This window comes from Neorhizobium sp. LjRoot104, assembly GCF_964253725.1.
Classification (GTDB): domain Bacteria; phylum Pseudomonadota; class Alphaproteobacteria; order Rhizobiales; family Rhizobiaceae; genus Neorhizobium.
In genome coordinates, this window is record NZ_CAXURS020000001.1 from 4,113,193 (window position 1) to 4,127,337 (window position 14,145).

12 protein-coding genes are annotated in these 14,145 nt (G+C 63.1%); 3 read left to right on the top strand and 9 right to left on the bottom strand.

The features are described 5' to 3' along the window. The first annotated feature begins 182 nt into the window (after window positions 1-182). A complete protein-coding gene (locus tag ACSQ8R_RS20120) occupies window positions 183-575 on the top strand; it encodes a VOC family protein (RefSeq protein WP_436254989.1) in 393 nt (130 codons plus the stop codon). A gap of 67 nt (window positions 576-642) precedes the next feature. Here ACSQ8R_RS20120 and ACSQ8R_RS20125 read toward each other — a convergent pair whose 3' ends face one another. Both ACSQ8R_RS20125 and ACSQ8R_RS20130 read right to left on the bottom strand, forming a co-directional pair. Further along, window positions 643-2,565 carry a PAS domain S-box protein gene (locus ACSQ8R_RS20125; RefSeq protein ID WP_436254990.1) on the bottom strand — a complete coding sequence of 641 codons (1,923 nt, stop codon included), beginning with the start codon at window positions 2,563-2,565 and terminating at the stop codon, window positions 643-645. An 11-nt stretch (window positions 2,566-2,576) separates the two neighbouring features. Further along, window positions 2,577-3,332 carry a helix-turn-helix domain-containing protein gene (locus tag ACSQ8R_RS20130; RefSeq protein ID WP_436254991.1) on the bottom strand — a complete coding sequence of 252 codons (756 nt, stop codon included), beginning with the start codon at window positions 3,330-3,332 and terminating at the stop codon, window positions 2,577-2,579. Between the two features lie 119 nt (window positions 3,333-3,451). On the opposite strand from ACSQ8R_RS20130, the gene ACSQ8R_RS20135 reads away from it, so the two are divergent. Continuing rightward, window positions 3,452-4,177 (top strand): response regulator, encoded by a 726-nt coding sequence (locus ACSQ8R_RS20135; protein WP_436254992.1) that lies wholly within the window; start codon window positions 3,452-3,454, stop codon window positions 4,175-4,177. Here ACSQ8R_RS20135 and ACSQ8R_RS20140 read toward each other — a convergent pair whose 3' ends face one another. The 7 genes from ACSQ8R_RS20140 to ACSQ8R_RS20170 form a co-directional block, all read right to left on the bottom strand. Then, window positions 4,178-5,329, bottom strand: coding sequence for a CapA family protein (locus ACSQ8R_RS20140; protein WP_436254993.1), 1,152 nt, complete (start codon window positions 5,327-5,329; stop codon window positions 4,178-4,180). It lies immediately after the preceding gene. A gap of 7 nt (window positions 5,330-5,336) precedes the next feature. Continuing rightward, a complete protein-coding gene (locus tag ACSQ8R_RS20145; RefSeq protein WP_436254994.1) occupies window positions 5,337-7,241 on the bottom strand; it encodes a CocE/NonD family hydrolase in 1,905 nt (634 codons plus the stop codon). A 201-nt stretch (window positions 7,242-7,442) separates the two neighbouring features. Continuing rightward, window positions 7,443-9,017, bottom strand: coding sequence for an ABC transporter substrate-binding protein (locus ACSQ8R_RS20150; protein ID WP_436254995.1), 1,575 nt, complete (start codon window positions 9,015-9,017; stop codon window positions 7,443-7,445). Window positions 9,018-9,036: 19 nt separating this feature from the next. Further along, a complete protein-coding gene (locus ACSQ8R_RS20155) occupies window positions 9,037-10,104 on the bottom strand; it encodes an ABC transporter ATP-binding protein (protein WP_436254996.1) in 1,068 nt (355 codons plus the stop codon). Further along, window positions 10,101-11,072, bottom strand: a complete 972-nt coding sequence (locus ACSQ8R_RS20160) for an ABC transporter ATP-binding protein (RefSeq protein WP_436254997.1) — start codon at window positions 11,070-11,072, stop codon at window positions 10,101-10,103. The genes ACSQ8R_RS20155 and ACSQ8R_RS20160 overlap by 4 nt, the downstream gene beginning before the upstream one ends. A gap of 7 nt (window positions 11,073-11,079) precedes the next feature. Further along, complete coding sequence (locus ACSQ8R_RS20165; RefSeq protein ID WP_345930659.1) at window positions 11,080-11,979, bottom strand: ABC transporter permease; 900 nt, start codon at window positions 11,977-11,979, stop codon at window positions 11,080-11,082. Then, window positions 11,976-12,950: an ABC transporter permease gene (locus ACSQ8R_RS20170; RefSeq protein ID WP_436254998.1), complete on the bottom strand. Its 975-nt coding sequence runs from the start codon at window positions 12,948-12,950 to the stop codon at window positions 11,976-11,978. The genes ACSQ8R_RS20165 and ACSQ8R_RS20170 overlap by 4 nt, the downstream gene beginning before the upstream one ends. A gap of 210 nt (window positions 12,951-13,160) precedes the next feature. Between ACSQ8R_RS20170 and ACSQ8R_RS20175 the strand changes: the two genes are divergently transcribed. Further along, window positions 13,161-14,057, top strand: coding sequence for a LysR family transcriptional regulator (locus ACSQ8R_RS20175; protein ID WP_436254999.1), 897 nt, complete (start codon window positions 13,161-13,163; stop codon window positions 14,055-14,057). Window positions 14,058-14,145 lie beyond the last annotated feature (88 nt).

The window sequence follows — 14,145 nt, forward strand, 5'->3', positions numbered from 1 at the left end:
CTCGAACATGTGCCGGCCCGATGCGCGCGCTAGTCTGCGCACCTACGCTGCCAAGGCATCTTAGGAATGGGCGTCCCGAGCGATTCCTTGCCGAAAATATCGTCGTGCGGCATTCTATTCGTTGAACTGCCGCAGAATAAGCATTTGTGCGGCAACAAACGTAACCTTACGGAAGGAGTTCGATGCGTTTTATCAATCCCATTCCTTTCGTCCGCGACATAAATCACTCGAAAGCGTTTTACCAAAATAGGCTTGGTCTAAAAATACGGGAGGATTTCGGAAACTTCGTCCTTTTCGAGAGTGGTTTTGCAATCCACGAGGGAAGTTCGCTTGAACAAACGATCTGGCGGCAAGCTTCCATTGGGGAGGAACCCTATGGGCGAAGGAATTTGCTGCTATATTTCGAACACGAGGATGTCGATGTGGCTTTTGAAAAAATCGCGCCGCATGTGGAATTGATCCATCCCATAGAGCAGCAAGCATGGCGACAGCGAGTGTTCCGCTTTTATGATCCAGATGGTCACGCAATAGAGGTCGGTGAACCCCAAAGCCTGACACCTCCACGGAATTCATAGAAATCCTGGGCTTGGCGACAGAATCTAACGCGCTGGCTGCAGATACAGCCCTTTTAATAAAGCTCACTCAGTCCAGCAGCTCGCGAAGCCGCACCGCCAGCTCCCTGGCGGTATAGGGCTTCTTTAGCCAGCTACCGGATTGAGCGAGCTCCCGTCCGGCGATGGCCGGTTCGGCGTAGCCGGAGGTGAACAGCACCTTCATGCCGGGCCGTCTGGCGCGCACTTCGGCCGCCAGTTCGTCGCCCGTCATTCCGCCCGGCATCACGATATCGGTGAAAAGCAGGTGGATACCGTCGTGCTGGCCGAGCTGGTCCAGCGCTTCCTGGCCGTTCGAGGCTTCGATGACGCCGTAACCGAGCTGCGTGAGCCGGGACACGGCGATGCGCCGGACCCGCGGATCGTCCTCGACGACGAGGATCTTTTCGGTGCCGCCGGGAATAGAGGCCTGTTTCGAGCCGGCATCGACGGCAAGCGGACCCGTCGCCTCCGTCTTGCGCGCCACCGGCAGGAAAATCCGCACGCTGGTGCCCTGTCCCGGCTCGCTATAGAGCTGGATATGCCCGCCGGACTGCTTGGCGAAACCGTAGACCATGCTGAGGCCGAGCCCCGTTCCGGCGCCGAGGCCCTTGGTGGTGAAGAAGGGCTCGAAAGCCTTGTCCTTGACGTCGGGTGACATGCCGACACCCGTGTCGGTGACGGAGATCAGCACGAAATCACCGGTGCGGACATCGGGATACATCTGCGCATAGTCGACATCCAGCCGGACGCGGGAAATCCCGATCGACAGCTTGCCGCCGCGCGGCATCGCGTCTCGGGCGTTGAGCGTCAGGTTGAGGAGCGCGTTCTGAAGCTGCGACGCATCGACCAGCGCCTCGTTGGAGACGCCGGTGACGGTGGTGCGGAGCTCGATCGTCTCGCCGAGCGTCCGGCGCAGGAGTTCCGAGAAGCCGGATACGAGATTGCCGACATCGGCGAGCTTCGGGTTGAGTGGCTGGCGCCGTCCGAAGGCGAGAAGCTGGCCCGTCAGTTTGGCGCCGTCTTCCGCCGCGCCCTGCGCTTCATGCAGCAGCTCGAGCAGACCCGCATCCGCGAGCTTGTTCTCGATCATCTCGAGATTGCCGCTGATGACGGTGAGAAGATTGTTGAAATCGTGCGCCAGTCCACCGGTCAGCTGGCCGATCGCTTCCATCTTCTGGGCCTGGCGCAGCTCTTCTTCGATCTTGTGACGGCTGGTGAGGTCGCGGACAAAGCCGGTAAAAATGCGTTTTCCGTTGGTGACGGCCTCGCCGACCGAAAGCTCCATCGGAAATGTGCTCTTGTCCTTGCGCTGCCCGGTCACGACGCGGCCGTAGCCGATGATCCGGCGTTCGCCCGTCGTGAGATAGCGCGAGATATATCCGTCATGGGCGTCGCGGTCGGGTGATGGCATCAGCATCTTCACATTCCGCCCGCAGACTTCGTCCGACGAGTAGCCGAAAAGCTGCTCCGCTGCGGCGCTGAAGGAGGTGATGCAGCCGACCTCGTCGATGACGATCATCGATTCCGGCACGGTGTCCAGAATGGAGCGCAGATGCGCTTCGCGTTCGGCAAGATCGTTCTGCACCCTTTTCATCTCGGTGACATCGTTGTTGGTTTGAATGATGATCGAAGGCCCGTCGCTTGACGGATTGACGGCCACCCAGCGGGATGCCACGAAGACCGGATGTCCGTGCCTGTGCCGATGGACGACTTCGCCCTGCCAGGCGTGATAGGTCTGGACATGGCGGCGAATCTCGTCGAGCGGCTCGGGAAACTGGGTTGCCAGAAGATCGTGGACGACCTTGCCGAGGGCCTCCTCGCGCCGCCAGCCGTAAAGCTGCTCGCAGCCGCTCGTCCAGCGGCTGATAACGCCATCGACGCCATGGACGATGAGGTTGGCGTCATCGAGAAGAAGAGTGACGGCATCGAGTTGGCTTTCCGTCGTGGCTTCGGGTCCTGTCTTGCCGATCATGTCCATTCCGTCTAATGGCGCCGTCGCTCGCCGAGAGCGATCAGGTCGCGCCGCATGTCTCCACAGTCATCGTCGTCTCCGGCGAGTTGCGCAAGCATCCCCGGCCGTTCGATCCTTATGGAATGACGGGCGGCCGGGTCCAGAACATTCAGCACGCCCTTGCCGATAAGCCTGGTGATAGTACGCGAAACGGTCTCGATCGTCAGGCCGAGATAGTCGGCCATGTCCTGTCGGCTCATCGAGAGCTCGACGATCGGCTGCCCTTTGCCTTCGGCCATCGCGCGTTTCAGGTACCTCAGAAGGAAGGTGCAGAGCCGCTCTTCCGCGCTCTTGCTGGACAGGAGCACCATCTGGTCCTGGGCTGCGGCCATTTCGTCGCAGACACGGGCGAAGACCTTTGGCCTCAGGCTTTCCGAATTGATGACGGCCCCCTCGAATTGCCGGCGTGCCAGCCGACGGACCTTCGCCGTGGTGATGGCCTCGGCGGTGTAGATATAGTGGTCCCGGAACGACACCCCGATGACGTCGCCGGCGTGCAGAAACCCGGTAATCACCCGCCGTCCGTCCGAAATGATCCGGAAAACGCGGAGCGTCCCCTCCATGACTTCGAAAATATGCTTGGCCTCGTCGCCCTCGAAGAACAGAGCCTGTCCGGCCGCGAGATATTCGACCGGCTGCTTTGCAAACAGCGAATGCAGGCAATCCGGTTCGTCGAGCGGTCTTGCTGCTGCCGCGTTGAAGGTCTTCGCATAATCCGTGACAAACATGAAACTGCCCCTATCCGTTTGGTTGAGGCAGTTGACCGAATCCCGGTAACGCGCGAATGCTAGTCGGGTGAAAGACGGTTCTAATTGGTAACAATCTGTAACACGCCGGTTCCCTGTTGATGTCATCCTCCGCCAGCCCCGCCAACATCCTCGTCGTCGACGACGATCCCCGAATCCGCCAGATGCTGACGCGGTATTTCGAGGGCGAAGGATATGCCGTCAGCGCCGTGTCCGACGGGCAGGAAATGCGGGCTCAGCTGAAGCGACAGGAGATCGACATCATCCTTCTCGATCTTTCGCTTCCGGGCGGCCAGGACGGCTTCGATCTCGCCCGGGAAATCCGGATGCAATCGGACATTCCGATCATGATGCTGACCGGCCGCGACGACGTGGTCGACCGGATCCTCGGCATCGAGATCGGCGCGGACGACTATATCGCGAAACCGTTTCACCTGCGCGAGGTGCATGCGCGGCTGAAATCGATCCTGCGGCGGCGCCAGCCGGCTCAGCCGAAGCCGGAGGAAAACGAGGAGAAGATCGTCCGCTTCGAAGGATGGACGCTCAATCTGTCGAGGCGCCAGCTTCTGTCCGCCGAAGATTGTGAAGTCGAACTGACGACGGGCGAATTCGAGATGCTGGCGGCCTTCGTGCAGCATGCGGGTCGGGTACTGACACGCGATTTCCTGATGGACGCGACGAGGGGACGTCAGCTCGATGCCTTCGATCGCACGATCGACGCCCAGATCGTCCGGCTGCGCCGCAAGGTCGAGGCGGATGCCAAACATCCGCAGCTGATCAAGGCCGTTCGCGGCGTCGGTTACATTTTCACCGGCAAGCTCGGCTGATCAAAGAACGATCTGCCTGTCCGCCGCCGAAAGCCCGCCGAACGCTCTTTCCCTGATATCGTCTGCATCGACGCCCTGCAGCGGAACCGGCCCTAGAGGCAGGTCGTGGTCCCCGGGCCTGCCGACCGAAATTGGCAGCAATTCAAGTCTCCTGCACGTACCGTCATCGGCAAGCGTCAGCCGGATTGCGGCGCTGCGCCACACATCGACACGTTTTTCGTCATAGGTTGCCGGCCGCCCGGTGTGGAAGACGAAATTGCCGAGGCCGGCGATGATCACCCGGCCGCGATAAAGGACCAGCGGCTGCATGACCGGCGCGCCGGTACCCAGCACCAGGTCCGCGCCGCTGTCGATCAGGCCGCGACAAAGATCGAGCAGCCAGTCGGGCGTCGTTTTCCAGTTCGAATCCCAGTGATGGCCGTGGAGCGCCACCGCCACCAGATCCCCTATCGCCTTTGCGGCATCGATACCGTCGGTGAGCCGCTGCATGTCCGTCTCGTCGGCCGTCCAGCGCGCGCCGATCGCATCGCCGGCAACGATCGGCGTGCCGAAGACGTCGAGTTCCGGGCGTTCTCCGACGTCGTAGCCGACCGCCGCACGCGCGGCCCCGCGCTTGTCGTCGCCAAGGGTCGTTACGATCCTCCTGAGGACCCCGAATTCTTCGGCCGGCACGCTCACCGTCCGTTTCATCCGCAACGGGGCGATGCCGCCGCGCTCGGTCGAGGCATAGTTGATGTCCGGCTGCGGCCCGAGATCGACGGAGAAGATGGCGAGCGATTGCTCAGGTCCCGGCACGATGACCGGCGCGCCAGCCTGCTCGATATCCAGCCCGCTCCCGGCAAGCTTCAGCCCTGCCGCCTCCGCCGCGGCGCGCGTCGATGTTATGCCCGGCGGGCCGAGGTCGAAGGCGTGGTTATTGGCATGCGTCACCGCGTGAAAGCCGAGTTCCCGGACGGAAACCAGCGCATCCGGCGAAGCAAGATGCAGGGTCTTCGTCTTGGTGGGCCATGCGCCGGCCGTCTCCACCGTCGCCTCCAGGTTGCCGAAGACAACGTCCGCCTCGAGGAAATCCCGAACTTCGGCCTGTCCCTCGCCGCAGAGGTCGAGGGGGCCATGGATCAGGATTTGGCCGGTAACGGCGACGGTCAGCATGCCTGGTTCATTTCGCGATGGGCTTCGGCGCCACCATCGCCGCGTCGCCGACGATCGGCAGGCGGATGGCGGACGCCCGCATATCATCGCAGAAAACCGTGTTGCGGGCCACTTGGCTTGTGCGTCCCCGGCCCTCCGGCGCATAGCTATTTGGATTGATGTCGTACTTCGGGAAATTGGACGAGGAGATGTCCACCCGGATGCGATGGCCCTTGGCGAACAGGTTGGCGGTCGCGAACGGCTCGATCGTCACCTTGAACACCTCGCCCTTGACGATCGGCTCCGGTTTCTCGAACGACTTGCGATAACGGCAGCGGATGATCCCGTCGGTGATGTTGAGCGCGTAGCCGGTCGGATAGTCCTTGCTCGGCGGATAGACATCGACGAGTTTCGCGGTGAAATCCGTATCCGGCGCATCCGACGAGACATAGAGCTCGACCGTGATCGGACCGACGACGGCGACATCTTCGGCAAGCGGCGCGGTCTCGAATGAAAGCACGTCGGCACGCGCCGAAAGCGGCAGGCCCGGGTGTTTCGAGCCGTAGAATTTGTCGCCCTCGCGCTGGTCGAAACCGCCGCCTTCGAAGATCGGCTGGCCGCTGGTCAGCGATCCGCCGATCGTCGGCACCGGGACCTTGGGGTCGAAGTCGTAGGTGAAGGGGGAGGCATCGGCCTTGGGCTTTTCCGTCGAAAGCGACCCGTCCTCATGGATGTAATAGTTGCGGAATTCCGTTCCCGGCAGCGGCCAGTCGGACGCCTCTATCCAGTGCCCGCCATGATCCAGCCGCCCGTCCGCGTTGCGCGTGCCCGATCCGCCGCCCATCACGAAGGCCCGCACCGCCGGTTCCCGCGGAACCGCGTTGTCCTTGCCCTTCAGCCAGTGATCGAACCAGTTGCGGCGGAAGGATAGCCAGCTTTCCATGACATTGCCGCCGAGGGGCGCTGCCGGCCCGAACGAGGTGTCGCCGGCGAGCGTCGCATTGCGGTTGCCGTGCAGCCAGGGCCCCATGATCAGCTGCAGCGGCCGGCTGTCCTTGCCGGAAAGGCCGCGATAGTTGTCGAGTGTCGATTTGACATAGGCGTCGTACCAGCTCGACATCAGGACCACAGGCACTTCCGGAAAAGTCTCGTAGAAACCTTCCATGTAAAGCCCGACGCGGCGCCAGCTCTCGTCGAACGTGCCGCTGCGCCACTGGTCGAGCAGGTAGCTTTCGTATTCCGGCATCCAGCGCACGGGGGAATTGCCTTCGCTCCAGGGCATGACGCTGAACCAGGCGTGGAGATCCTCCGCTTCGATCGCTGCACGGGCGAGTTCATTGCCCTCGCCGATCGCCTGGTTGTAGGCCCAGGTCGCCTGCTTCAGTTCGAATGCGCCGCCCTGGCGGATGCCGCATTGGTAGGCGTTCGAAAATCCGCCCGAGTCCATCACCATGCAGGCCAGTCCCGGCGGGTTGAGGCAGGCGAGCGCTGCCTGGGTGTGCGCCGCATAGGAAAGGCCCATCGTGCCGAACTGGCCGTTCGACCAGGGCTGTTCCACCAGCCAGCGGGCGGTATCGTAACCGTCCGCGGCTTCGGAGATGTATTTGCTGAACTGCCCTTCCGAATTGTAGCGGCCGCGGCAATCCTGGTAGATCACGGCATATCCCGCCCGAACGAAGTAGCTCGCCACTTCATGACGCTTCATCGGCTCCGCCATGCCGACTTCGATCTCGGAACGCGAACGCTCCGCCTTGCCGTAGGGCGTGCGCTCCATGATCGCCGGCAGCCGGCCCTCGATCGCCTTGCCGTCCGTGGCCGGCCGGTAGACGTCGGTCGCCAGCCTCACGCCGTCGCGCATCGTCACCATCACATCCCGTTCGACGACCACGTCGTCGGCAATCACCTCGAAGCGCGATGGCGTCAGGGTATCCATGTCCATATCCTTAAAATATTGGGAGGAACCGGTTTGATGGCAAACCTTCGCCCCGTACTCCACGTCAGCCTCGGGCCTGCCCCGAAGACCTAATCACGTCAGAAAATCAACCGTTTGCAGATCCTCGCGGCAAGCCCGAGGATGACGGCGGAGAGGGTTTCGGCCCTTGCGGACAGTCCGGCCCTCTCCTTTGCAGAGAGCTTACTTGGCGATGCCGGCGAGCGTCGCGCTGGTGTCTTCCGTCATGTTGGCGAGATAGGAGAGGTTCGCCTTGCCGGCCCAGTGAACCTTCTGCCAGTAGAGCGGGATGACCGGTATGTCGGCGAAGACCAACTTGGTCGCCTTCTGCAGCAGTTCCACGCGCTTCTTGACGTCGAATTCCGCGGTGGCTGCGCGCATAGCGTCGTCGAAGGCCGGGTTCGAATATTTCGTCCGGTTGAACGAGCCGGTGCCCGCATCCTTGTTGGCCGTCATCAGCAGGTTGCGGAGACCCGTGGCCGAGGTGGGCGTCGAGTTGCCGAGCGAGAAGATGAAGGCGGAGAACTCGCCGGCCCCGGCGCCCTTGGTGTAGACGTTATAGGGCTGGGCGACGACGCCGTTCACCTTCAGGCCGCCGCGCGCGAACATCTGGCCGAGGGCCTGCGCCACTTCCGCATCGCCCGGGAAACGGTCGTTGGAGGTGTGGATGGTGATGCCGAAACCGTCCTTGTAGCCCGCTTCGGCAAGCAGCTTCTTGGCGCCCTCGGCGTTCATGGCCGGTGCCGCGATCGACGGATCGTTGCCGGCAACGCCCTGCGGCACCAGCTGGCCGGCGGCTTCCGCCGAACCGTCGAGAATACGGTCGATGATCAGCTGGCGGTTGACCAGCTCGGACAGCGCCTGGCGAACCTTGACGTCCTTCAACGGGTTCTTGTCGAGCGGCTTGCCGTCCTTGTCGGTGATGAAGGGCGACTTGTCGCGGACGCTGTCGAGCGCGAGGTAGATCATGCGCGCGGATGCGATCGAGAAGACCTTGAGGCCGGAAATGCCCTGGATTGTCTTGACGTCACCCGGCGGCACGGCATCGATCAGGTCTACCGAGCCGGAGCGAAGGGCCGCGACGCGCGAGGCGTCGTTGGAGATGAACTTGATCGTGACGTTGTCGAAGTCCTGCTTCTTGCCCCAGAAGGCATCGTTGCGGGTGAGCTGCAGGTTGTCGCCCGGCGTCCATGACTTGAACTTGTAGGCGCCGGTGCCGATCGCCGCCTTGCCGCTGTTGAAGTCCTCGATCGAGGCGCCTTCCGCGACCTTCTTCTCGACGATGTAGACGAAACCGACCTGCTCGATGAAGTCGGGCGTCGGCTTCTTGGTCTTGAACTCGATCGTCAGGTTGTCGATCGCCTTCATGCTGTCGATCGCCGCGACGTTGCCGGAGAAAGGCGCCGGGCTGTTCGGGATGTCCTTGGCGCGGGTGAGCGAGAAGATCACGTCCTCGGCCGTCAGCGGGTTGCCGTCGTGGAACTTGACGCCGTCGCGCAGCTTGATCTGCCAGGTCAGCGGATCGATATTGGTCCAGGAGACGGCAAGCGCCGGCTCGATATTGATCGCCGGGTCGGTCTGCACCAGGCGGTCGAAAACCTGCATGGCGATGTTCTGGTTGTTGCCGGTGCGCGAAAACTGCGGATCGATCGCCGACGGCTCGGTGGCGCTGCCGAGTATCAGGTCGGCCGCCTGGGCCGAGCCGAGTGCGATGATCGAGGCCGCGACGCCGGCCAGAAGAAATCTCATCGGTTTCATATATCTGTTCCCTTCCTTTTTAGATGGCCGGTTCGGCCGTGGCATTTGTTGCCTGATGGTCGGCAAGATCGTTCAGGTGGCAGGCGCTGACATGGCGACCAGCGAACTTGGCCGCGTTTTCCTTCAGGACCGGCCGTTCCACGCGGCAACGGTCGAAGGCCTTGGGACAGCGGGGATGGAAATGGCATCCCGCCGGCGGATGGAGCGGTGAGGGGATCTCGCCCTTGATCGGCGTGAACACCCGGCGGCGGTCGGTGACCGAAGGCAGCTCGCGGATCAGCGCCTGGGTATAGGGGTGTTTCGGATTGTCGAAGAGCTCGTCCGGCGCAGCGCTTTCCACCACGCGGCCGAGATACATGACCACCACCCGGTCGCAGATGTGTTTCACGACGCCGAGGTCGTGGCTGATGAACAGATAGGTCAGCCCGAATTCTTGTCTAAGGTCCATGAACAGGTTGAGGATCTGCGCCTGGATCGACACGTCGAGGGCGGCGACCGATTCGTCGCAGACGAGCAGCTTCGGTTTTACCGCCAGCGCCCGGGCAATGCCGATACGCTGCCGCTGCCCGCCGGAAAACTGGTGCGGGTAGCGGTCGAGATAGGACGGATCGAGGCCGACCCGCGTGACCAACGCGGCCACATAGTCCCGCATCTCCCGGCCCTTGACGATGCCGTGCACCTTCGGCGCCTCGCCGATCAGGTCGAGAACCCGCTTGCGCGGGTTGAGCGTCGACATCGGGTCCTGGAAGATCATCTGGGCGGAAAGCCGCATGGCGCGCTTGTCGTCACCCTGCAGTGAGGTCAGAGGCTGACCCTTCCACCGCACCTCGCCGCCGCTCGCGGGCATGATGCCTGCCATCACCCGGCCGAGGGTCGATTTTCCGCAGCCCGATTCTCCGACGAGGCCGACCACCTCGCCCGGATAGACCGCGAGATTGACCTGGTCGACCGCATGCACGGTCTTTTCCTCGAGGCCCGCCCCGAAGAGATTGGCGATCTTTTCGGCATAGTCGAGCTTGCGGGAAAACCGCCGGCTGACATCCACGGCTTCCACGAGCGGCACCGGTTCCTTGAGCGGGTTCGTCATGCGGCGCTCCAGAGATGGGGGTGGAAACAGCGGAACTCGCGGCCGGCGGCGATTTCCAGCATCGGTTCGGTGGCGCAGATATCGGTGGCGCGGGCGCAGCGGTCGCGAAAGGCGCAGCCGGAAGGGCGCGACAGCGGCGATGGCGCAAAACCGGGGATCGGCCGCAGCGGTTCGCCGCGCGGCACCGCGGCGGGCACGGCGCTGAGCAGGCCGGACGTATAGGGATGCCGCGGTTCGGTGAGCACCCCGTCGACCTGTCCCGCCTCGACGATCCGGCCCGCATACATGACCATGATCCGGTCCGCGAGCGCCGCGACGACGCCGAGATCGTGGCTGATCCAGATCAGCGCCATGCCGAACTCGCCGGCAAGCCGCTTGATCTCGAACAGGATCTGCGACTGGATCGTCACGTCGAGCGCCGTCGTCGGTTCGTCGGCGATGATCAGGTCGGGCCGGTGCAGCAGCGCAATCGCGATCGCCACGCGCTGGCGCATGCCGCCGGAAAACTGGTGCGGATAGGAATCCAGCCGCTCCTCCGGCGAGGGAATGCCGACGAGGCCGAGCGCATCGCGAGCCCGGGCGCGGGCTTCAGTGCGGGAAACCCGGTCATGCGCCTGCACCGTTTCGATCATCTGGGTGGCGACCGACAGAACCGGGTTCAGCGTCATCATCGGGTCCTGGAAGATCATCGCGATGCGCTTGCCCCGGATCGTCCGCATGGCGCTCGGCGACATCTTCAGGAGGTCGTCGCCGTTGAACAGGATCTGGCCGTTGACCACCCGGCCGGGCGGATCGACGAGGCCGAGGATCGAAAACCCGGTGATCGACTTGCCGGAGCCGGATTCGCCGACCAGGCCGACGATCTCGCGCTCACCGACCGTGAAGCTCACGTCGTCGACGGCCTTCAAGACCCCGCGGCGGGTCATGAAATGGGTGGAAAGGTTTTTGACTTCGAGGACGGGTGTCATCGCGCTCTCACCTTTCACCGAGTCTGGGGTTGAGCACTTCGCGCAGCCGGTCGCCGACGATGTTGATCGAGAACACCAGCACGAGCAGCAGCACGCCCGGATAGACGCTGATCCAGTATTCGCCGGACATCAGCAGCTGGTAGCCGTTGGCGATCAGAAGCCCAAGCGACGGCTCGGTGATCGGCAGGCCGATGCCGAGAAAGGAAAGTGTCGCCTCCGCCGAGATCGCGTTCGCCACCTGCAGCATGCCGATGACGATCAGCGGCGGCAGGCAGTTCGGCAGGATATGGCCGATCAGGATGCGCGGCGTGCCGATGCCGAGCGTCACCGCCGCCTCGACATAATCCTTGTTCTTCTCGACGAGGGCAGCACTCCGGACGGCACGGGCAAACGTCGCCCATTGCACCAGGATCAGCGCGAAGATCACCTTCCAGAGCCCCTGGCCCAAAAGGGCCAGCAGCATGAGCGCCACGAGAATGGTCGGAAAGCCGAGCATCAGGTCGACGACGCGCATGATCAGCGTGTCGATGCGCCCGCCGAAATAGGCGGCGATCAGGCCGAGCACCGTGCCGACCAGAAGCGCGACGATGCCGGAGAATACGCCGACGCCGAGGCTGGTGCGCAGGCCGTAGATCATCGCGGAAAACATGTCGCGGCCCTGGCCGTCGGTGCCGAGCCAGTAGTTCATGCCGTCCATGCTCTGCGAGCCGGGCGGCAGCTTGGAATCGAGGATGTCCAGCACCGCCAGATCGAACGGGTTCTGCGGCGTCAGGTAGGGTCCGACCACCGCGGCAAACAAAAGGACGATGCAGACGACGGCGGCAACGACCGCCTTGGGGCTGCGGCCGATACCGGTGACCAGGCGGCCGAGCAGCATGTCTTCGGCAAAAAGGGCGCGTGCGGTCATTGGGCGCCTCCGAGCCGGACGCGGGGATCGACCAGCGAATAGAGCACGTCGACGACGAAATTGATGAAGATGAACAGGCTGACGATGACCAGCAGGTAGGCGACGACGACAGGCCGGTCGAGCCGCATGATACTGTCGATCAACAGCTTGCCGATGCCGGGCCAGGCGAAGATCGTCTCGGTCACGACAGCGAAGGCGAGCATGCTGCCGAGTTCCAGGCCGATCACGGTGATCAGCGGGATCAGGATGTTCTTGAACACATGCACGAAAACGATGCGGCGTTCGGAAATGCCCTTGGCGCGGGCGAATTTCACGAAATCGAGCGGCATCGTCTCGCGCACGCCGGTGCGGGTGAGGCGGATCACCAGCGAAAGCTTGAACAGCGACAGGTTGATCGCCGGCAGGATCAGGTGGGTGAGGCCGTCGAGCGTGAAGAGGCTCGAGCGGAGCCCGAGGAATTCGCCAATCTGGCCGCGCCCGGTGGACGGCAGCCAGCCGAGCCAGACGGAGAAGATCATGATCAGCATCATGCCCTGCCAGAAGCTCGGCAGCGAGAAGCCGAAGATCGAGCCGGTCATGATCACTTCGTCGGTGGCGGTGTTCGGCTTCAGGCCGGACAGAAGGCCGAGCGGGATGCCGAGCAGGATAGCGAAGACGAGGCCGGTCAGCGTCAGCTCCAGCGTCGCCGGCAGGCGTTCGAAGATGAGTGCGATGGAAGGGCGGTTGAAGACGAAGGAGCGGCCGAGATCCCCATGCAGCGCATTCCAGGCAAAGGTGAAGAACTGTTCCCAGAGCGGCTTGTCGAGCCCGAGCGAGGCGACGACCTGAGCGCGTTCCGCCGGGCTCGCATCCGGCGAGATCAGCATTTCCGCAGGATCGCCGATCGCATAGATGCCGATGAAGACGATCACCGCGGTGACGCACAGGACTGCGATGCTCTGCAGGAAGCGACGGATGACGAAAACCGTCATGGCGTGCTCTCCTGCTTACCTTTCGTCCCGCAGGGACAGAGAATTCTCATGAAAGACGTTCCCTTTTTCTCGTTGTTGAGGCCGACGATAGCGGGCCGGGGAGGATGCGCAATATTATGCGTGGAATGCATGGTCCTATGCGTTTTGCGCGCGGCAACCCTGTTCGATGTCTCTGCTTGTGTTCGCCGCCGCCTGCCGTAGGATCGGGCCATGAATTTCAAGCAGCTCGAAATCTTCAAGACGATCATGGATACCGGCTCGACCATAGCGGCGGCGGCCCAGCTCGGCCTGTCGCAGTCGGCGATCAGCCGCCAGCTCTCATCTCTGGAAGAGGAGATCGGCCGCGAGCTTTTCCTGCGCGACAAGGGCCGCCTTATCCCGCGGCCGGAAGCGCATCTGCTGGTCGACGAGGTGGACGACGTCGCCCAGAGCGTCGCCCGGTTGCGCGTCAAGGTCGGCGATGTCCGTTCGGGTGCCTTCGGCGAGGCGCTGATCCGCGTCGCCTTCCCGCACAGCCTGGCGACCACCATGCTGCCGCCGATCCTCGCCCGCTTCAAGGCCGATCATCCGCGTGTGACGGTGGAGATCCTCAGCGGTCCCTATGATGCGATCGAACGCATGGTGCGCGGCCGCGTCGCCGATCTCGGTTTCGTCCGCCTGCCGCCGGAGGAACATTCCTTCGACGCCCGCCCGCTTTTTACCAGCGGCACCACCTGCGTCATGCCGGTCGGCCATCCGCTCGCCGCCAAGCAGGCCATCGATGTCAACGATCTCGCCCGCAACGACCTGATCCTGCTCGGCCGCCAGCGCGTCAACCGCAACGAACTCGAACACGAACTGCGCCGCATGGTGCCGAGCTACCGCTGCAGCCTGGAAGTTCACTCGGTCGAGACCGCCTGCGCCTGTGCCGCGCAAGGGCTCGGCATCGCCATCGTGCCCTCGCTGATTGCCGAATTCTTCCGCAGCGACGCGATCGCCATGCGGCCTTTCCTGCCCGACAAGATCTCCGAATACGGGATCATCTCCATGCCCGGCGCGCCGTTGTCCTGGACGGCCGAGGCGTTCATCAACATCATCAAGGCGGACTCGGGCGAAACCACGCTGTGACCCCGGTCATATGTTCCCGGCGTTTTGCGTTTTCCGGTCCGCGCCCTTATCAATTCGTCTAGATGCGTGTTCCACGGTTTCCCGTAGG